At 75.3% G+C, this 18,693-nt stretch carries 13 protein-coding genes and 1 pseudogene; 9 read left to right on the top strand and 5 right to left on the bottom strand.

The window, feature by feature from the left end; all coding sequences use genetic code 11:
- Positions 1 to 78: 78 nt before the first annotated feature.
- Entirely contained in the window at positions 79 to 1,329 is a 1,251-nt protein-coding gene (locus tag AB0J71_RS33755; RefSeq protein WP_364417938.1) for an FAD-dependent oxidoreductase, read from the top strand.
- Between the two features lie 12 nt (positions 1,330 to 1,341).
- On the opposite strand, the pseudogene AB0J71_RS33760 reads toward AB0J71_RS33755, so the two are convergent.
- Positions 1,342 to 1,413 (bottom strand): annotated as a pseudogene (locus AB0J71_RS33760) (pentapeptide repeat-containing protein); the annotation flags it as partial.
- 11 nt (positions 1,414 to 1,424) lie between these two features.
- Between AB0J71_RS33760 and AB0J71_RS33765 the strand changes: the two are divergent.
- From AB0J71_RS33765 to AB0J71_RS33800, 8 genes are all read left to right on the top strand, one after another.
- Entirely contained in the window at positions 1,425 to 2,444 is a 1,020-nt protein-coding gene (locus AB0J71_RS33765; RefSeq protein ID WP_364417940.1) for a zinc-dependent alcohol dehydrogenase family protein, read from the top strand.
- A 13-nt stretch (positions 2,445 to 2,457) separates the two neighbouring features.
- On the top strand, positions 2,458 to 3,231 hold the full coding sequence (locus tag AB0J71_RS33770; protein WP_352324699.1) for a HisA/HisF-related TIM barrel protein: 774 nt from the start codon (positions 2,458 to 2,460) through the stop codon (positions 3,229 to 3,231).
- A complete protein-coding gene (locus tag AB0J71_RS33775) occupies positions 3,228 to 3,863 on the top strand; it encodes a hypothetical protein (RefSeq protein WP_352324698.1) in 636 nt (211 codons plus the stop codon). The genes AB0J71_RS33770 and AB0J71_RS33775 overlap by 4 nt, the downstream gene beginning before the upstream one ends.
- A 34-nt stretch (positions 3,864 to 3,897) precedes the next feature.
- Entirely contained in the window at positions 3,898 to 4,146 is a 249-nt protein-coding gene (locus tag AB0J71_RS33780) for an Lrp/AsnC ligand binding domain-containing protein (RefSeq protein ID WP_352324697.1), read from the top strand.
- A 106-nt stretch (positions 4,147 to 4,252) separates the two neighbouring features.
- A complete protein-coding gene (locus tag AB0J71_RS33785) occupies positions 4,253 to 4,921 on the top strand; it encodes a hypothetical protein (RefSeq protein ID WP_364417942.1) in 669 nt (222 codons plus the stop codon).
- Positions 4,922 to 4,938: 17 nt separating this feature from the next.
- Positions 4,939 to 8,013, top strand: a complete 3,075-nt coding sequence (locus AB0J71_RS33790; protein ID WP_364417944.1) for an amino acid adenylation domain-containing protein — start codon at positions 4,939 to 4,941, stop codon at positions 8,011 to 8,013.
- An 83-nt stretch (positions 8,014 to 8,096) separates the two neighbouring features.
- The gene (locus tag AB0J71_RS33795) at positions 8,097 to 8,828 is read left to right on the top strand and encodes a BTAD domain-containing putative transcriptional regulator (RefSeq protein WP_364417947.1); all 732 of its coding nucleotides are present in this window, start codon (positions 8,097 to 8,099) and stop codon (positions 8,826 to 8,828) included.
- A gap of 25 nt (positions 8,829 to 8,853) precedes the next feature.
- Positions 8,854 to 9,516 (top strand): hypothetical protein, encoded by a 663-nt coding sequence (locus AB0J71_RS33800; protein ID WP_352324692.1) that lies wholly within the window; start codon positions 8,854 to 8,856, stop codon positions 9,514 to 9,516.
- Positions 9,517 to 9,598: 82 nt separating this feature from the next.
- Here AB0J71_RS33800 and AB0J71_RS33805 read toward each other — a convergent pair whose 3' ends face one another.
- The 4 genes from AB0J71_RS33805 to AB0J71_RS33820 are packed head-to-tail and all read right to left on the bottom strand — an operon-like array spanning position 9,599 to position 18,675.
- The gene (locus AB0J71_RS33805; RefSeq protein WP_352324691.1) at positions 9,599 to 9,838 is read right to left on the bottom strand and encodes a phosphopantetheine-binding protein; all 240 of its coding nucleotides are present in this window, start codon (positions 9,836 to 9,838) and stop codon (positions 9,599 to 9,601) included.
- Complete coding sequence (locus AB0J71_RS33810; RefSeq protein WP_352324689.1) at positions 9,835 to 11,277, bottom strand: amino acid adenylation domain-containing protein; 1,443 nt, start codon at positions 11,275 to 11,277, stop codon at positions 9,835 to 9,837. Before AB0J71_RS33810 ends, AB0J71_RS33805 begins: the two co-directional genes overlap by 4 nt.
- Positions 11,274 to 15,029 (bottom strand): alpha/beta fold hydrolase, encoded by a 3,756-nt coding sequence (locus AB0J71_RS33815; protein ID WP_364417949.1) that lies wholly within the window; start codon positions 15,027 to 15,029, stop codon positions 11,274 to 11,276. Before AB0J71_RS33815 ends, AB0J71_RS33810 begins: the two co-directional genes overlap by 4 nt.
- Positions 15,022 to 18,675 carry an amino acid adenylation domain-containing protein gene (locus tag AB0J71_RS33820; protein WP_364417951.1) on the bottom strand — a complete coding sequence of 1,218 codons (3,654 nt, stop codon included), beginning with the start codon at positions 18,673 to 18,675 and terminating at the stop codon, positions 15,022 to 15,024. Before AB0J71_RS33820 ends, AB0J71_RS33815 begins: the two co-directional genes overlap by 8 nt.
- Between the last annotated feature and the right edge of the window lie 18 nt (positions 18,676 to 18,693).

Consider the following 18,693-nt stretch of genomic DNA (forward strand, 5'->3'; position numbering starts at 1 on the left):
GCCGTGCGATCTCCAGGGCGACGGGTAATGGCGCGCTACCGGAGCAGGTCCCCTCTAGCTTTCTCAAGGTGAAATGACATGCGCGTCGGAATCGTCGGAGCCGGTCTGTCGGGGCTCACCCTCGCCTGGCTCCTGGCCGACAGTTGCGAGACCGTGGTGCTCGAATCCCGCGACCGCGTCGGCGGCACGATGCGGTCGGTCCGCGTCCGCGCCGACGGCGGCGAGGCGACACTCGACCTAGGCGCCCAGGACATCTCGCCGGACCTGTTCCCCACGCATCGCAGGCTGCTGGAGCTGCTGGGGTACGGCGACGAGCAGTTCGTGGACCTGCCGGCCTCGCTCACTGTCCTGAAGGCGGGACGGCGGGAGCCGCTGCTGGTCAGTCCGCACACCCCGGAGCCGTCCTGGCCCCGGGACGAGCGGCTGGGGGCGGCCTGGCAGGCGGTCGGGGCCTTCCTCCAGCGGGCCACCGAATGGGACAAGGAGGACGTCAGCTGGGAACGACCGCTGGCCGACCTGGTCGAGCCCCTGCCGGTGAGCCAGGAGATCAAGCGGGACGTGTTGTACGCCCGCCCGGCCTTCCTGTTCTGCTGCAGCCTCGACCAGGCCATGGCCCTCTCGGCCCGCGCCGCCGTCGCCTTCTACGTCAACACCGCGGGCGAGCCGAGATGGCAGCAGCTCCTCCCGGGGCTGGAGAGCACGGCCTGGGCCCTGGCCGCGCGCGCCCCCGCCGCCAGGATCAGGACCGCGGCCGGGGTGCGGCAGGTCCGCCGCGAGGACGGGCGCTACGAGCTCCTCGACACCGCCGGCGAGCGGCACGTCGTGGACGAGCTGGTCCTCGCGGTGCCGCCGTGGGAGGCGGTGCGGCTGCTCGGGCCGCTGGCGGGCACCCAGGAGGTCCGCGACGTCCTGGCCTGCTTCGAGCCGGTGGACACGACGTACGCGCTGCACCTGGATCCCGCGTACCTGCCGGAGAGCCGCGCCCACTGGTCGACCAGCGCCTTCGAGGTGCACGACGGCTGGAGCGAGAGCACCGACTGGTTCGGCCCGTCCAGGGGCGTCGAGGTCTTCAAGAGCCAGCTCACCCACCGCGACCGCCTGCCGAGGCAGGTGGTCCTGCGGGAGGACTACCGGCATCTGCTCATCACGCCCGCGGCCGTCCGGGCCCAGCGCCGCCTCGACGCGCTGCAGGGACGGGGTGGGCTGCACCTCGCCGGCCAGTACACCACGTGGGTCTCCAGCCAGGAGTCGGCCGTGCGGTCGGCGGTCGCCGTCGCCCGCAGGCTCGCGCCGCGCTCGCCGCGCCTGGCGGAGCTCCTGTCCGCCTGACCGGGACAGATCCGACCGGGACAGATCCGACCGGGACAGATCCGACCGGGACAAGTCCGACCGAGACAAATCCGACAGAGGCAAGGAGGTATGTCATGCGCGCCGTGCGGTTCCACCATCACGGTGATCCCGCCGCCGTCCTGTCCGTGGACGACGTGCCCGTCCCCGTCAAAGGGCCGGACGACCTGCTCGTACGGATGACCACCCGGCCGATCAACCCCTCCGACCTGATGTACGTGCGAGGAGAGTACGGACGCGAGGCGACGTTCCCCGCACCGGCGGGCTTCGAGGGCGTGGGCGTGGTGGAGCGGGCCGACCGGGCGGGCACGTACCGCGAGGGCGCGCGGGTCGCCGTGGCCGCCACCGGCACCTGGCAGGACTACGTCAGCGCCGCACCCGCCGAGCTGATCCCGGTCCCGGACGCCATGCCCGACGAGGTCGCCTGCCAGCTCACGGTGAACCCCTTCGCGGCGCGCCTGCTGGTGGACCAGCTCGACGTGCCGCCCGGCGGGTGGCTGCTGCTGTCGGCGGGCGCGTCAGCCGTCTGCCGGATGGTCCTGGCCTACGCGGCCAGACGCCGGATCCGGTGCCTGCACCTGGTCAGGCGGCCGGAACAGGTGACGCAGCTGCGCCTGCTGGGGGCGGACGCGGTGATCGACGTCTCCGCCGGCCCGTGGGTGGACCGGGTGCTGGCCGTCACGTCGGGCGGGGCGGCCGCCGCGATCGACTCGGTCGGCGGCCAGGTGGGCCGCGGCCTGCTGGACTGCCTGCGTCCCGGTGGCCGGCTCGTCGTGTTCGGGGCGCTGTCCGGCGAGCCGATCCCGCTGCCGTCCCGCCAGGTCATCTTCTCCTCCCTCACCGTGCGCGGGTTCTGGCTGCCCGAACGGCTCGCCGCGCTGGAGCCGCACGACCGCGCCCGCCTCACCGAGGAGGTGGTCGCGGACGTCGCCGACGGCTGGCCCGGCGTGGACGTGGCCGGCCGGTACGCGCTGCCCGAGGTCAGGGCGGCGGTGCGGCACACCGCCCGGACCGGCGGCGCGGGAAAGGTGCTGCTCACCGAACGACGACCGGACGTCCCCGCCCCGGGGCCGGCCGGCAACCCCCAACCCGAATGACGGAAAGGACATCATGAACGACCTCATCATCCCGTGCATCGACGTGGCCGGCGGCAGGGCGACGCCCCCCTCGGGCATCCCCGGCCTGGCCGACCCCGCCGACGCCGTCGAGATCGCCTCGGTCTACCTGCGCGACGGCGCCGGGCCGATCTTCGTGGACGTGCAGGAGCCATGGACCGAGCACGAGACGTTCCTGCCCCTGATCCAGGCGCTGAGCGGGACGGGCGGCACGTTCTGGGTCACCGTGGACAACGGCTACATGCCCTCGATCGAGGCGGCCGAGGCCCTGCTGACGGCGGGCGCGGCGGCGGTCGGCCTGAGCACCACCTCGGTGGAGCACCCCTCGGTCCTGCACACGCTCGTGCAGCGGCACGGATCCGGCCGCGTGGTGGGCGTCATGAACGTCGCCCGCGCCGGCGACGGCCGCTGGAACGTCGCCATCCGCGGCGGCGAGCAGGAGACCGACCTGGACGCCGTCGTCTGGGCGAAGATGCTGGCCGACCTGGGCGCCGGCCGCCTGCTGGCCAACAGCCTCGACCAGGAGGGCACCGGCAACGGCTACGACCTGGAGATGACGCCGGCCATCGCCTCGGCGGTGGGCGTCCCCGTCATCGCCTCGGGCGGCGCCGGCGCCGTCGAGCACCTGTACGAGGGGCTCACGACGGGCGGCGCCCGGCACGCCCTGGTCAACAACCTCTTCCACAGCGGCCAGGCCACGATGACCCAGGCGCACGAGTTCCTCGACAAGGGCGGCCTCAGAAACCCCGTGGAAGGCGCCGCGGAATGACCGCCGAGACGCTGATCAAGGAGCTGGCGCGGGCCCGGGCGCAGTCGCCGCCGCCCAACCCGCTGCTCGCCCTGGCCGCCGACGGCCGGGTCACCGTCGGCCACCTGCGCCGCCTCGTCGCGATCGAGCGCGCCTACCACCATGCCGAGCTCGTGGCCTACGGCGAGCTGCTCACCCAGTTCCCGCACCCGCCGGCCGCCGGTTTCCTGCTCAAGGTGGCCGGGCTGGTGGATGAGGCGCGTGCCGCGCTCGCCGTCGTGGCCGAGCGGCTGGGCGAGCCGCCGGACCTCGGCGACGACCTGGCCGCGCACGCCTTCTGCGGGTACGTCTCCTGGCTGGCCCTGCACGGCAGCCAGGCGGCCATGGCACTGTCGCTGTACTCGGCCCCGGACGGCGTCTACTACGGCGGCGCCGTCGAGCTGGTGCGGCTGCTGGACGAGCACGGCGTGACGGTGCCCGGGGAGTTCACGGCCTACTACGGCAACAGCCCCGACCCCCTGCTGACCGAGGACGCCGCGGCGGTCGTGGACGACGGCCTGGCCCGGGGCGACGACCCCGGCGAGGCCCTGCGCGCGGCCCGGCTGTGCGACAGGTACATGGCCCTGCTCTGGACGGCGGCGGCCCGCACGTGAGGGGCCGGCCCGGACGCCACGGCAGGAGCCCGGCATGACCGCCCCGGTCCGGGCGGACGTGCACGTCCGCCTGGCCCCCGGCGTGACGACGCGCGACTACGAGCGAAGGTTGCGCGAGATGAGCGGCGTGGTGCACGCGCACGTGGTCGTCGGTGACTTCGACCTGACCGTGCGGGTGGCCTGCGAGGACGGCGCGCAGCTCCGGGGGACGATGGCCCGCCTGCGCCAGGCCGGCGCGCAGGCCCTCGCCGCCGAGCTGATCGTCCGCACGCTGCTCGGCTAGGGACGCGCGGCCGGGGACGCGCGGCAGCCGGATGTCAGCTCCGCGTCAGGCCCTTGTCACGACCTCGGGGAACGCAGACATGTCCGCACAAGAGAAAGGTTTCACCATGACCGCCACCACAGAGCTCACCCTGGCCACCTCCGCCGTCACCGAGCTCCGACGGCTGCGCGACCGCTCTCCGGTCGGCAACCGCCTGCTGGACCTGGCCGAGGTCGGCGGGCTCACCCTGGAGCACCTGCGCCGGCTCGTCGGGATCGAGCTGCAGTGCCACATCGCCGAGCTGGCCGCGTACGGCACCGTGATCGCCCGCTTCTCCGACAGCCCGGTCGTCGGCCTCTACCTGGACGTCGCCCGCCTGGTGTACGACGCGCACCCCAAGCTGCTGGCCTGCGTCCGCCCTCTGGGCATGGACCCGGCCGCGGCGGGGCGGTGGCCGTCCGGGCCCGACGCGCAGGCGTTCAACGGCTGGGTCTCGTGGCTGGCGCTGCACGGCGGCCAGGCCGACAACGCGCTGGCCCTCCACACGGACATGACGGTCTACTTCCCCGGCTGCCAGGCCCTGCTCGAAGCGGTCCGCAAGCAGGGGCTGGACGTGCCGCAGGAGTTCGTCGACTACTACGAGGGCGGCCAGTCCGACGAGCTGGAACGGCGGGCGCTGGAGGTCGTCGAGCACGGCCTGCGCAACGGCGAGGACAAGGCCACCGCGATCGCCCGCGCCCGGCAGCTGGAGGAGCACATCGGCAGCTTCTGGAAGGCAGCCGCGCACACCGGCTGAGCTGGAGAGGACCCCGCATGAGCCTGAAGGAATGGAACGACACCGCCCGCCCCTACCCGCGCGACGCCGTGCTGCCCGAGCTGTTCGACGCCCAGGCCGCCCGGACCCCGGACGCGCCCGCGCTGACCGGCGGCGGCCGGACGCTGACCTACCGGGAGCTGGCCGGCCGCGCGGACGCGCTGGCCAGGGTGCTGCGGCGGCAGGGCGTGCGGGCGGGGACGCCCGTGGCCCTGCTCGTGGAACGGTCGGCCGAGGCCGTCGTGGGGATCTGGGCCGTGCTCAAGGCGGGCGGCGCGTACGTCCCGCTCGACCCCGAGGACCCGGTGGCCCGGCTGCGCGAGCTGACCCGGCGGCTCGGCGTCGAGCACGTCGTGACGCGCGCCCACCGGCGTCCGTTGCCGGACGCGCGGCACGTGCTGCTGCTGGACGGGCCGGTGCCCGAGGCCGGGCCGCTGCCGCCGAAGGTGGCCTCGGCGACCGATCCGGCCTACGTCATCTTCACCTCCGGGTCCACCGGCGTGCCGAAAGCGGTCGCCGAACCGCATCGCGGGCCCGTCCGGCTGGCGACGGGGACCGACTGCGCCGCGTTCGGCCCCGGCGACGTCGTCCTGGCCACCACGAACCCGACGTTCGACGTGTCCTGCTTCGAGATCTTCGGGGCGCACCTGAACGGCTCCCACCTCGTCGTGCCCGAGCCCGAGGCGCTGTTGTCGCCGCCGGACCTGGCCCGCGAGCTGCGCGAGCGCGGCGCGACCGTGCTGTGGCTCAGCGCGGGCCTGTTCCACCAGCTCGGCTTCGCCGACCCCGGCATGTTCTCCTCGCTGCGCTACCTGGTGGCGGGCGGGGACGTGCTGAACCCCGACTGCGTGCGCGGCGTCCTGGCCGCCGGGCCGCCCGAGCACCTGGTCAACGGCTACGGTCCCACGGAGAACGGCACGTTCTCCACCGCCCACGAGGTGACCGAACTGCCGCCGGACGCCGAACGCGTGCCCATCGGACGGCCGATCGCCAACTCCACCTGCTACGTGCTGCGCGAGGACGGCAGCCCGTGCGAGCCCGAGGAGGAGGGGGAGCTGTACGTCGGCGGCGACGGCGTGGCGCTCGGCTACGTGGGCGACGAGGAGCGCACGGCCGAACGTTTCCTGCCCGACCCGTTCCTCGGCGGGGACGCGCGCATGTACCGGACCGGCGACCGGGCGGTCTGGCGGCCGGACGGCGTGCTGGAGTTCCTGGGCCGGCTGGACCGGCAGGTCAAGGTCAGCGGCCACCGGGTGGAGATCGGCGAGGTCGAGTCGGAGCTGGCGGCCCATCCGGAGGTGCGCGAGGCCGCCGTGACCGTCCAGGAGTCCGGGCGGGGGGACCGGGCGCTGGTGGCGTGGGCGGTGCCGCGGCGCGAGGGGGACCGGCGGTCCTTCGCGCTGCGGGTGCGGGCGTTCCTGCGGGACCGGTTGCCCGCGTTCATGGTCCCCGGCCGGGTGGCGGTCGCCGACGAGCTGCCGCTGAACAGCAGCGGCAAGGTCGACACGCGCGCCCTGGCCGAAGCCGGCGACCCGCCGGCCGGTCCCGCCGACCCGCCGCGTGGCGAGGACGAGCGGTGCGCGGCCGAGGTGTGGGCGGCCGTCCTCGGCACGCCGGTGGAATCCCGCGCCGACGACTTCTACGAGCTCGGCGGCACGTCGTTGCAGGCCGTCCAGATCGTCACCGCGCTGCGCGCCCGCCCCGGCATGGGCGGCCTCCCCGGCCCCGCGCTGGTCCGCGCGCTGCTGGACTCGACGTCGCTGGAGGGCTTCGCCACGCGCATCGCCGCCCTGCGCAGGGGGGCCGACGACGGCGGCGGAGGCGAACCGGCCGTGGACTTCGCCCGGGAGGCCCGGCTCGACCCCGGCCTCCGCTTCGGCCCGGCCGACCCGGCGCCCCCTCGCGAGATCCTGGTCACCGGCGCGACCGGCTTCCTGGGCGCCTTCCTGGTCCGGCGGCTGCTCGACGCCACGGACCTGCGCCTGTCGTGCCTCGTACGGGCGGCGGACGCCGAGGACGGGCTCCGCAGGATCGGCGCGGCCCTGCGCGGGTACGGCCTGCCCACGGCGGACCTCGGCACGAGGGTGACCGCGGTGCCCGGCGACCTCGCCCGGCCCGGCCTGGGGCTCACGGCGGCGGAGTTCGACGGGCTCGCCGGCCGCACGGACGCCGTCCTGCACGCCGCCGCCAGGGTGAACTTCGTCTATCCCTACGCCCGGCTCCAGGACGCCAACGTCGGCGGCGTGCGCTCGCTCATCCGCCTGGCCGCCCACGGCGGGCGCGCCCGCCCGTTCCACCACGTGTCCACGGTGGACGTGCTCGCCGCCGCGGACGGGCCGCTCACCGGCGGGCGCGTGCGCGAGGACGATCCGCTGCCGCGCCCGGAACGGCTGCGGCAGGGGTACGCGGAGACCAAATGGGTGGCCGAGGCACTGCGGGCCGCGGCCGCGGGGCGCGGGCTGCCGGTCGCCCTCTACCGGCCGTACGAGATCACCGGCAGCCGGGACCGGGGCGTGTGGAACACCGGCACCATGATGGCCGCCGTGATCAAGGCCATCGCCGAGACCGGGCTCGCGCCGGACGTGCCGCTCCGGCTGGACTTCGTCCCCGTGGACTACGTGGCGCAGGCCGTCGTGGTGCTGCTGACCGGGACGCCCGCGCGCGGCCGGGTCTACCATCTGGCGAACCCGCGCCCCGCCGCCCTGCCGCTGCTGGTCGAGCGGCTGCGCCGGCACGGCTACCCCGTCCGGGTCATCTCCCGGCAGGACTGGGTGCGGGAGATGGAACGTCTGTGCGCCGCCGACCCGGCCGCGCCGCTGGCCGGGTACCTCACGCTGGTCACCGGCGAGGAGGCCCCCGACGGCTCGGTGGCGGCCCGGCAGCTCACCGGCGCCCTGCCCGAGCCGGATCTCGTGAACCTGGCCGAGGCGGCCCCGGACGTGCCGGCCGCCTGCCCGCCCGTGGACGCCGCACTGCTCGACCTCTATATCGGCTGGCTGCGCGAAACCGGCTACCTGAATCAGAGCACAACAGCATCCCGGGAAACACATTCTCCGCGCGGTTCACGTGGGTAAGTTAATATTTACAGGAATACCTGCGTGGCGGCGCGGCACAATCGATGCGGGCGATGATGATCTCATTTGACATTCTGGGCCCATTGGAAGTCAGGGTCGATGAAGACCGGATTCAGATTGCCGGCCCGAAAAAACGCTCGCTGTTCGCCGTGCTGCTGCTCCGGCACGGCGACGTCGTCCCGGTCGAGGACCTGGTCGCCGAGTTGTGGCGGGACGACCCGCCCAGGCAGGCGGCGAACGCGCTCCACGCGCACGCGTCCCGGCTGCGGATGTCCATCACGCCCTGGCGGGAACGCCACGGCCTGCCGATATCCCTGCAGACCCGCTATCCCGGATATTGTCTCCAGGTTCCAGCCGAGGCGATCGACGCCGTGCGCTTCGAAGAGCTCGACGCCGCGGCGAACACGGTGAAGTCGGCCGACCCGGACAGGGCAGTCGCCCTCCTCCGCGAGGCGCTGGCGCTGTGGCGCGGCCCGGCGCTGCAGGACGTGCCGCACGGCCCGATCAGGGACCAGGCCGCGCAGCTCCTGGAGAGCCGGCGGATGCTGACCACCGCCAGCCTCATGGAGATCAACCTCGACCTGGGCCGGCACGTCGAGATCATCCCCCAGCTCGAGGCGCTGGTGCTGCAGAACCCCCTCGAAGAACGGCTCTATTCCCAGCTGATGGTCGCGCTGCATCGCGCGGGCCGTCCCGCCGACGCGCTCGGGATCTACCAGCTCGCCCGCGTGTCCTTCGCGAAAGAGATCGGGCTGTCCCCCTCGCCCGCGTTGGAAAGGCAAATGCTGGCCATTCTCAATCGATCCACCAAATAGCCGGACGAGACAAGGAGAAACCGATATGAAGACCGACCGCAGGCTCGACGCCGTCTCCCTCGTGCAGGAGATCGGCCGGCGGACGGCGGAAAACCCGATCGACAATCCGATCGTCGCGAAATTGCGGGAGGACCGGTTCACGCCGGCGGATCTGCGGCGGCTGCTGGAATTCGAGGTGCGGCTGAACCGCACCGAACTCGCCGCCTACGCGCTGGCCGCGTCCAGGTTCGCCGGCCAGCCGGAGGACGTGTACTGCCTGCGTCTGCAGGAAATGGCGTCGCGCGCCCGGACGAAACTTCTGGACTGCGCGCGCGTCCTGCCCATAGAACCGCGCACCGGAGACGACGGCCGGGCGGAGGGATTCACCGCCTACGCCTACGGCTCCTACCTGAGCTGGCTCGCGCTCAACGCGAACCGGGCCGGCCTGGGCGCCGCCTCGCTGGTGGACGTCCGCTCGTACTTCGACACCTCCGACGAGCTGGGCGCCTGGTTGCGCAGCCCCGGCAGCGGCGCGCCCGAGGAGGCGGTGGCCTTCTACGGCGGCGAGCCGGAGGGGCTGAGCGCGTCGGCCGTCGCCTTCATCCAGGCCGGGCTCGACGCCGGCGACGACCCGGACGAGGCGCTGCGCCTCAGCGACGTGATGCGCGACGTCATGGGGTACTTCTGGCGAGCGGTGTCGGCCGGCTGACGCTCCGGCGGCCCCCGGGGATCAGGCCACCGGACAGCCCAGCCGGCGAGACCCGGGGACCAGGCCCTGCCCGCCCGCATTCCTATCCCCGGCCCGTGTCCGGCGGGCCGGCGACGAGGGCGGTCAGGGCCTCGGGCGTCGGATGGTCCTGGACGGCGGACACCGGAAGCCGGACGCCGCACACCTCCTCGACCCGCTGGACGATGCGGGTGGCCGCCAGCGAGTGGCCGCCGAGGTCGAAGAAGTCGGATCGGGGGCCGACGTCGTCCACCATGAGGACCTCACGCCAGATCTCCACCATGCCGGTCAGGGGGATGGTCATCGCCCGCTCCTGTTCTGCTCCTGTGCCAGCCGGCGCCGCACGCCGGGCCGGTCGATCTTGCCGTTGGGCGTCAACGGGATCCTCGGGCCGGGCACGACCCGGGTGGGGATGGCACTCTCCGGCAGGTCCGCCGACATGAAACGCCGCAGTTCCCCCACGGTGGGGCACGGCCCGGACACCACGACGAGGGCCCCGAGGGCACGCGTGTCGCCGACGGTGGCGACGGCCGCCTGGCGGACGCGCGGATGGCGCAGCAGCGCGGCCTCGATCTCGGCTGCCTCGACGCGTACGCCGCGCACCTGGAGCTGGCCGTCGTCCATCCGTCCCTGGAACTCCAGCTCGCCGCGGGCGTTCGCGGCGGCCAGGTCGCCCGTCCGGTACCAGCGGCCGGGAAGGCCGGGCAGGGTGACGAAGCGGCGGGCGGTCTCCTCGGGCCTGCGATGGTAGCCGAGCGCGAGCACCGTGCCGCCGATGTGGATCTCCCCGGTGCTCCCGGCAGGCACGGGCCGCCCCCGCGGGTCCACCAGGACGACGCGGGCGCCGTCGATCGGCCGGCCGATGGGCGGCAGGCCCGAGTCCGGCACCCGCCCGATGGGGTGCCAGGTGGCGCAGACGGTCGCCTCGGCGGGCCCGTAGTGGTTGACCAGGTCCCAGCCCCGGGGGAGCCGGCGCAGGCGCAGTGCGTCACCGCCGGTGAGCATCGTGCGCCAGGGGATGTCGTCGTCGGCGTCCAGCTCGACGATCATCTCGGCGAGCGGGGTGGGCGCGAACAGGATGTCGATCGCCCGCTCGCGGCCGAACTCGACCAGCTCCACGGGCGAGACCCGCACCTCGTCGGGAGCGACCACGAGCGTGCCCCCGGCGCACAGACAGGGCCAGATCTCCCAGACGGCCGCGTCGAACCCCAGGCCGGCGGTGTGCAGCTGACGGGTGCGCGGGCCGGTCCGGTAGGTGCGGTGGTGCCAGGCGACCAGGTTGGCCAGGCTCTCGTGGCCGACCAGGACCCCCTTGGGCGTCCCGGTGGTCCCCGAGGTGTGCACGATGTACGCGGCCCGGGCCCGGGTCCGCCGGAACTCCGTCCCGCCCCGGTCGAGCTCGCCGGGCGTGCGGCCGCAGCGGCCGGACACCAGGATCGTGCCCGGCCCCATCTGGTCCAGCAGGGCCCGTTGCCGCCGTCGGGGGAGCGCCGCGTCGATGGGCGCGTACGGGCGGCCGGACAACATGGCCGCCAGCGCGGCGACCACGAAGTCGCGCCCCCGCGGCAGGCGCACGCAGACCGGCGCGCCCGGCGGGCCCGCCCGGTCCAGGGCCGCGGCGCCGCTGACGGCGCGCCGTAGCAGCTCGCCGTACGTGAGGCCGCCGCGGTCGTCCTCGATCGCGACGTGGCCGGGATGGACGGCGGCGATCCGCGACACCATGTCGGGCACGGTCACGTTCATGGGCAGCTCACCTCTCGCGTGGTCGGGGGCAGGACGTCCTGCACGGCGTGGGCGATCGCGGCGGCCCCCTCGTCGGTCAGCACGCTCCAGTGGTCGCCGGGGATCGGCCGCACCCGCACGCCGGCCGGGTACAGGGACGAGAGCCACCGTTCCAGCCACCGGCAGCGGCGCGGCGAGGCGCCGGCCCGCAGGACGACCGCCGGGCAGGGCACCGGGCGGGGGCGGTGGAGGAGGAGTGCGCGCAGGTTGCGGCGGTAGACCCCCGCGAGGTCGAACCCGTCGCCGGACGCCTCGACGAGCCCGGCGATGCGCCGCCCGGCCTCGGTGGCGGCCTCGGTGGCGGCTCCGGTGGCGGCTCTGGTGGCGGTCCCGGTGGCGGCTGCGCCGGGGCTACGGCGGGCACGGCGCAGGTGGCGCAGGTGGCTCAGCGCGTCGGCCAGATGGCGGGGATGGGCGCCCACGGGGATGCCCGGCCCTGGTGGCGGATGCCCGTCCACGCAGATCAGGAGGGCGACCTGGTCACCGTCCCGGGTCAGCTGCCGGGCCATCTCGTGGGCCACGACCGCCCCCATCGACCAGCCGAGCAGGACGACGGGCCGCCCGTCCGGCCGTACCCGCCGGAGCTGTCGTACGTGGCCGGCGGCCAGGGCCTCGACCGTGCCGGGGTGGCGGGTCCCGGGGACGAGCCCGGGGGTGTCGAAGGCGTGGCAGGTCCGGCCGGTCAGGGCGCCGGCCAGCGGCCGGTAGGCGAGCGAGCTGCCCGACGCGGGCGGCACCAGGAAGATCGGGTCGGGCGACGGGCCCCGGGCGAGGAGCGTGGGCTCGGCGTCCGGCCCGTCCTCGGCGTCCGGCCCGTCCTCGGCGTCCGGCCCGTCCCCGGCATCCGGCCGGTCGGCGGCGTCCGGTCGGTCGGCGAGGTCGATCAGCTGCCCGAAGGTGGGGCGTCCGGCGAGGTCGAGCAGGTGGCCGAAGGTGGGGCGTTCGGCGAGGACGCCGACCGGGATCTCGGCCCCCAGCCGCTCCCGCGCGGCGGCGGCCAGCCGGACCAGCCCCAGGGACTCGCCGCCCAGCCGGTAGAAGTCGTCCTCGGGGGAGACCGCGTCCACGCCGAGCGCGTCCCGCCACAGGTCCTCCAAGGACGTGCGGGAGGCGTCCGGCCGGTCGGGGGAGGTCGCGGGCGGCGGGAGCGGGGTGGCGTCGTCCGGCGTGACCGGGTCGAACGGCGGGGCCGGGAGCGCCCGGCGCCGCCAGGCGGCGGGGTCGTCCCGGGTGGGGGCGTCCTGGTCGGGATTGTCCACGTCGGCCCAGTTCACGGGGGCGCCGTGGGCCCACAGGGAGCCCAGCGCGTCGAGCACGCCGATCCGGTCCGTGCCGTGGCGGCCGGGGAGGGCGACGGCCGCGAGATCCGCGTTCCAGAACGGATGGCGCCGCAGGGAGGCCGTCGTCGCGGTTCCCGCGCCCAGTTCGGCGAACAGTTCGGCCGGACCGTTCAGCAGGTCGCCCACGCAGGCGCGCATCCGGACGGTGCCGCACAGCTGCGCCACCCAGTAGCCGGGATCGGCCGCGGTCCCGGCGTCCAGGGGCTCGCCGGTGAGGCCGGACAGCACGGTGAAATCGAGGCCGCCCCGCACGGGCGTCCTGGCGACGGCCCGCGACAGCGCGTCGGCGGCCGCGCGCATGGACGGGGAATGGAAGGCGTGGCCCGTACGCAGCGGCGCGTGGGCCACTCCGGCCGCCGCCAGCTCCGCGCGCAGCCGCTCGACGCGTTCGCGCGGGCCGGCCAGGATCGTACGACCGACGTCCTCGACCGCCACCGACAGGCTGGTGTCCCGCCCGAACCCGGGCACCGCCTCCGCCACCCGGTCGAGCGGCAGATCGACGGCCAGCATCCGGCCGGGCGGGCAGGCGCGCATCGCGGTCGCGCGCTCCGCCACCAGGACCAGGGCGTCCTCGAACGTCCACAGCCCGGCGGCGGCCACCGCGGTGTACTCGCCCAGGCTGGAGCCCAGCGCGGCGACCGGCCGCAGGCCCCAGTCCATGAGCTGGCGCGCGATCCCGTAGCCGAGCACGAACAGGTTCACCTGCTGGACGAGCGTGTCGTCGCCGCCGTCCCGGCCCAGGACGTCCGGGTCGAGCCCGAGCCGGTTCGCGAGGACGGTCCGGGCGCGTGCGTCGGCCTCCCGCACGGCGGGCAGACAGGCGCGCAGCGCCTCGGCGGCGCCGCCGGCCCGCGGACCGCCCTGGCCGGGGAACAGCAGCGCGACCCGCCCGGCGTCCCGCGCCCGCAGCGGTGTGGTCTCCCTGGCCAGCTCGCGGACGGCCGCCTCCGGCGTCTCGGCCACCACCGCCCGTCGCAGGGGCAGTTCGCGGCGGCCGAGGCTCAGCGTGCGGGCGGCGTCCGGCATCGAGGGGGCGTCCGGGGCGCCGAGCCGGTCGGCGAGGTCCTTGCGGTAGGCGGACAGGGCGGGCGCGCTGTGCGCCGACAGGCACAGCACCCGCGGCCCGGGACGGGGTGTGCCCGCCGTCCGCGCCGGGGGCGAGGCGAGCACGACGTGGACGTTGGTCCCGCCCATGCCGAGCGAGCTCACCCCGGCCAGCGCGGGGCCGGGCCACGGCCGCCGCTCCGTCGCGACGCGGAAGGGGCCGCCGTCCAGGCCCAGGTCCGGGTTGGGGCGCTCGAAGTGCGCGCTCGGGACGATCTCCTCGTGCCGGAGCATCAGCGCGGTCTTGATGAGGCCCGCGACGCCGCTCGCCGCGCCCGCGTGCCCGATGTTGCCCTTGACCGAGCCGAGGCCGCAGAACCCGGCCCGCCCGGTGTGCGCGCCGAACGCCTGGGTCAGGGCCGCCACCTCGACGGGGTCGCCGAGCCGGGTCCCGGTGCCGTGCGCCTCGACGTAGGACACCTCGGCCGGATCGACGCCCGCCGCGTCGAGGGCGCGCGCCGTCACGTCCCGCTGCCCCTGCACGGACGGAGCGGTGAAGCCCACCTTGCGGGCGCCGTCGTTGTTGGCCGCCGACCCGCGGACGACCGCGACGATCTCGTGCCGCTCGCGCAGGGCGTCCTCCAGCCGCCTCAGCACCACGACGCCCACGCCGTCGGCGGGCACGGTGCCGCGGGCCCCGGCGTCGAAGGGCCGGCAGTAGCCGTCGGGCGAGAGCACGTCGCCCTCGACATGCCGGTAGCCGCCCTCCGGATGGACGCCGATGCGCACGCCCCCGGCCAGCGCCACGTCGCACTCGCCGTCGCGCAGGCTGCGGCACGCCAGGTGCACGGCCAGCAGCGAGGTCGAGCACGCCGACTGCACGGTGATCGCGGGTCCGCGCAGGCCGAGCTTGTAGGCGACCCGGGTGGCCAGCATGTCCTTGTCCCAGGCGGTCTCCGGAGCGCCGTCCTTGACCAGGGGAGGGTCGCAGCCGCCGAAGACGCCGATCGCGCCGTCGAAGCGGGCCGGGTCGAGGGCGGCGTCGTCGAGCGCGAGCGAGGCCGTCTCCAGGAACACCCGCTGCTGCGGATCGATGAACGCGGCCTCGGCCCGGCTGTAGCCGAAGTAGCGCCAGTCGAACAGGGCCGCCCCCGGCATGACGCCGTACGCCGCGACGAACCCCTCGCCGGACGGGTCCGCGCCGCCGCGCGGATTCGGGCGGCGCTCGATCGTGTCGGCGCCGGTGCGCAGGTTGTGCCAGAACCGCCGCACGTCCGCCGCGCCGGGGAAGCGGCAGGCCATGCCCACGATGGCGATCAGGTCAGGCATGCCCGCCTCCTCCGACGGCCGCCGTCACGCCGTCCGCGGCCAGACGGGCGGCGAGGGAACGCACGGTCGGGCAGGCGAAGAACACCGTCACGGGCACCTCGGCGCCGAGCTCGTCCTCCAGCCGCACCTGCACGCGGGTGAGCAGGCCGGAGTCGCCGCCGGCCTCGAAGAAGTTGTCGTCCAGGCCGATCCGCGGCCGGCGCAACACCTCGCGCCACACGCCCAGGACGTGCTCCTCCAGCGCCGCCGCCGGCCCGCCGGGGCGGCCGGCGCCTCCCGCGTCCGCCCGTGGCGGAGCGGCCGCCGGCGGGTCGCCGGGTCTCAGCGGGGTGGTCCGGCCCCGGGCGAGGTCGTCCAGGGCCGCGGCGACGAGCCGCGCGAGGCGGGCCGCGTCGCCTTCGTCCAGCAGGCCGCCCCGGCAGGTGATCGTTCCGTCCAGGCCGCCGTCCGCGGCCGTCCAGACCGTGATCATGACGGGGTGGGCGGCGTGCGGCCGGGTCTCCGGGAAACGCATCCTGGTCAACGGGCGCCCGCCCAGCTCGGCCGGCTCGCCGTCGTCGCCGGTCTCGAAGGCGAGCAGGACCTCGCAGAACGGCGCCGCGTCCAGCCGCCGGGCCGGACGCAGCCTGGCCACGACCCGCTCGTAGGGCACGTGCTGGTCGTCGACGGCTTCGGCGATCTGGTCGCGCAGGACGGCGACCAGCTCGTCCGGGGTGCCGGCCGGCCCGGTGCGGGAACGCAGGACCACCAGGTTGACGCACGGCCCGACGGCCTGGGCGAGCGCGGGATCGGCCCGGTTCTCGGCGGGCACGCCGAAGGTGACGTCGTCGCGTCCGGTCCAGCGGTGCAGAGCGGCGGCCACGGCGCCGGCCACCACCGTGAACGGGGTGGCCCGCAGCCGCCGCCCGGCGGCGCGCAGCTCCGCACCCCGCACCGGCGGCAACGGAACCGTGACGGGCTCCTCGCCGGGATGCGCGGCCGGCCGCAGGATCGTGCTCGGAGCGCCGGCCAGACGCCGTCCGGCACGGGCCAGCGCGGTCTCGTCGTCCCGCGCGAGTTCGGCCGCCGCGACGTCGCGGAACTGCGGCCCCTCCCACGGCGGCGGTGCGCCGCCCGCCTGCGCGGCCGCGTAGCAGCGGCCGAGGTCGCGCATGAGGACGCGCACCGAGCCGCCGTCGGTGACCAGGTGGTGCTGGCGCAGCACCAGCACGTCGTCCCCGTCGGCGGGGCGCAGGACGGCCAGGTGCAGCAACCGTCCCGCGGCGGGGTCCAGGGCGGGAGCCCCGGCCGCCCACCGCGCGACGTGGTCCTCGGACACCTCCCGCGCCCGGATCTCCCGCACGTCCACGTCCGGCTGCCAGGGGTCGCCGACGAGCTGGCGCAGCCCGTGCTCGCCGGAGCGGAAGCGGGTGCGGAGGATCTCGTGCCGCCCGGTCAGCTCGGCCGCGGCCCGGCGCAGCGCGCCGTCGTCCAGCCGCCCGGCCACCCGCCAGGCGACGGTTTCCTGGTAGGAGCCGGGGAGCAGGCGGTCGGCCAGGTGGATCTGCCGCTGGGTGGCCGAGGCCGGCGCCTCGTCCGCGTCCGCCTTGCGTAGGTCGGCGGCGTTCTCGGCGAGCGCCTCGACGTCGAGCTTGCCGTTGACGGTCACCGGCAGGCCGGGCACGGTGGCGTAGGCGTGCGGGATCATGTACGGCGGCAGCCGTTCGGCCAGGTGGCCGCCCAGCTCGTCGGGCGTCGGCGGCGCGCCCGAGAGCACCAGGTAGGCCACGATCCTGCCCTCGGAGCCGCCCTCCAGCAGCACGGCCGCGTCGCCGACGCCGGGGTGCTCGCGGAGCCGGGCGGCGATCTCGCCCGGTTCGATCCGGTAGCCGTGCCACTGGAACTGGTCGTCCACGCGGCGCAGGTAGAGCAGGCCGCCGTCGGGGCCGAGGCGGGCCAGGTCACCGGTCCGCAGGAGCACGTCCGCGCCGAACGCGTCCCGCACGAACCGTTCCCGGTCGAGCTCAGGCCGGCGCAGGTACCCCGCGGCGACGCCCGCTCCGCCGAGCCACATCTCGCCGGTCGCGCCCTCCGGGACGAGCCGCCGTCCCGTACGCGGGTCCACCAGGCGCACACTGGTGTGCGGGAGGGGGCGGCCGATGGGGCTGACGTCCCGTTCGCAGTCCTCGGCGGTCACCTCGTGGACCGTGGCGTGGACGGTGGCCTCGGTGATCCCGTACAGGTTGACCAGCCGGGCGCCCTGATGGCGGCGGCGCCAGTCGCGTAACCGGGACGGGTCCAGCCGCTCGCCGCCGAACAGCACGTACCTCAGGTCCGGCAGCGGCTTGGGGTCGGCGTCGTCCACGGCGACCAGCCGGGCGAAGGCCGACGGCGTCTGGTTGAGGATCGTGACGCGCTCGCGCAGCAGCGTCTCGCGCAGCGCCCACGGGTTCTGGACGTCCCCGTCCGGCATGACGACCAGCCGGCCGCCGGTGGCCAGGCAGCAGAAGATCTCCCAGACCGACATGTCGAAGGCGCAGGAGTGGAACTGCGCCCACACGTCGTGCGGCGAGAAGTCGAAGGGGAAGTGCGGGCCCGAGATCCGGGACACCACGTTGGCGTGGGTGACCAGGACGCCCTTCGGCTGCCCCGTCGTGCCCGAGGTGTACAGGCAGTAGGCGGGTGATGATCCCGGAAGCTCCGCAAGCGGGGCGTCCCCGGCCGCCGCTCGGAGGTCGTCGAGCGTGACGGCGCTGTCCTCCCCGGACGGGGTCTCCTCGACCAGGAGCCGGCTACGGCTGTCCTGGAGGATGAACGAGGCCCGGGATCCGGGATGGCGGGGATCGATCGGGACGTACCAGGCGCCCGCCAGGAGCGTGCCGAGGATGGCCTCCACGGTGGCGGGGGCGCGCGGCAGCCTGAGCGCGACGGGGTCTCCCGGCCGGACCCCCGTCGCGGCCAGGCCGCCCGCGATCCGGGTGGCCCGTCGCCACAGCTCGCCGTACGTGACGCGCTCGCCGTCCCCGACGACCGCCACCGCGTCCGGCTGCGCCTCGGCCTGTGCCCGGACGAGACCGTGGACGGTCGCGCCGGACGCCGCCGGCCCCGCCGGGGCCGGAGCCGGGCGGGTGACGAGGTCGAGGTCGCCCAGCCGCCGGTCCGGCGCTCGGGCCACCGTGTCCAGCAGGGCGCCCAGGTAGCCGGTCAGCTGTCCGACGCGTTCCGTGGCCGGGCGGGGGCCGGACACGCCCAGCCATGCCCGCGGCCGTCCCTCCTCCAGGGCCAGGCGCACGTGCAGCGGGCCCGGCGCGTTCCCCCCGGGGCCGGTCGTCCGTACCGTGAGGGTGGCCGGCGGCGGGGAGAGCGCGGGGCACTCCGACACCTCCCGGCACAGCCGGGAGAACGGGACGTCCACCCCGACCCGCACCTCGACCGTCCGGGGCGGGCCGTCGCCGGGGAGGTGCAGGGCGAGCCGCACGCCGCCGTCCGCGCCGTACAGGGACAGCAGGGCGGCGAGGCCCGCCACGAGGAGGACCGCCGGCTCCCGCGCCGCGTCCGGCGGAACGGGGACCGGCCGTTCCACGGTCGTCTCATGCAGTTCCGGAGAGGCGTCGCCGCCCACTTCTGCCAGGAACGCCTCGATCCCTTCCTGCGGTCGTCGTGTCACTGGAAGCTCCCGTTCGAC

This window comes from Nonomuraea sp. NPDC049637, assembly GCF_040675235.1.
Taxonomy (GTDB): Bacteria; Actinomycetota; Actinomycetes; order Streptosporangiales; family Streptosporangiaceae; genus Nonomuraea.

Coding starts and splice junctions, on each gene's coding strand:
- AB0J71_RS33790 (WP_364417944.1), top strand. CDS start 4,939: ATGAGCCTGAAGGAATGGAACGACACCGCCCGCCCCTACCCGCGCGAC.
- AB0J71_RS33815 (WP_364417949.1), bottom strand. CDS start 15,029: ATGCCTGACCTGATCGCCATCGTGGGCATGGCCTGCCGCTTCCCCGGC.
- AB0J71_RS33775 (WP_352324698.1), top strand. CDS start 3,228: ATGACCGCCGAGACGCTGATCAAGGAGCTGGCGCGGGCCCGGGCGCAG.
- AB0J71_RS33780 (WP_352324697.1), top strand. CDS start 3,898: ATGACCGCCCCGGTCCGGGCGGACGTGCACGTCCGCCTGGCCCCCGGC.
- AB0J71_RS33765 (WP_364417940.1), top strand. CDS start 1,425: ATGCGCGCCGTGCGGTTCCACCATCACGGTGATCCCGCCGCCGTCCTG.
- AB0J71_RS33805 (WP_352324691.1), bottom strand. CDS start 9,838: ATGACCATCCCCCTGACCGGCATGGTGGAGATCTGGCGTGAGGTCCTC.
- AB0J71_RS33810 (WP_352324689.1), bottom strand. CDS start 11,277: ATGAACGTGACCGTGCCCGACATGGTGTCGCGGATCGCCGCCGTCCAT.
- AB0J71_RS33755 (WP_364417938.1), top strand. CDS start 79: ATGCGCGTCGGAATCGTCGGAGCCGGTCTGTCGGGGCTCACCCTCGCC.
- AB0J71_RS33800 (WP_352324692.1), top strand. CDS start 8,854: ATGAAGACCGACCGCAGGCTCGACGCCGTCTCCCTCGTGCAGGAGATC.
- AB0J71_RS33785 (WP_364417942.1), top strand. CDS start 4,253: ATGACCGCCACCACAGAGCTCACCCTGGCCACCTCCGCCGTCACCGAG.
- AB0J71_RS33770 (WP_352324699.1), top strand. CDS start 2,458: ATGAACGACCTCATCATCCCGTGCATCGACGTGGCCGGCGGCAGGGCG.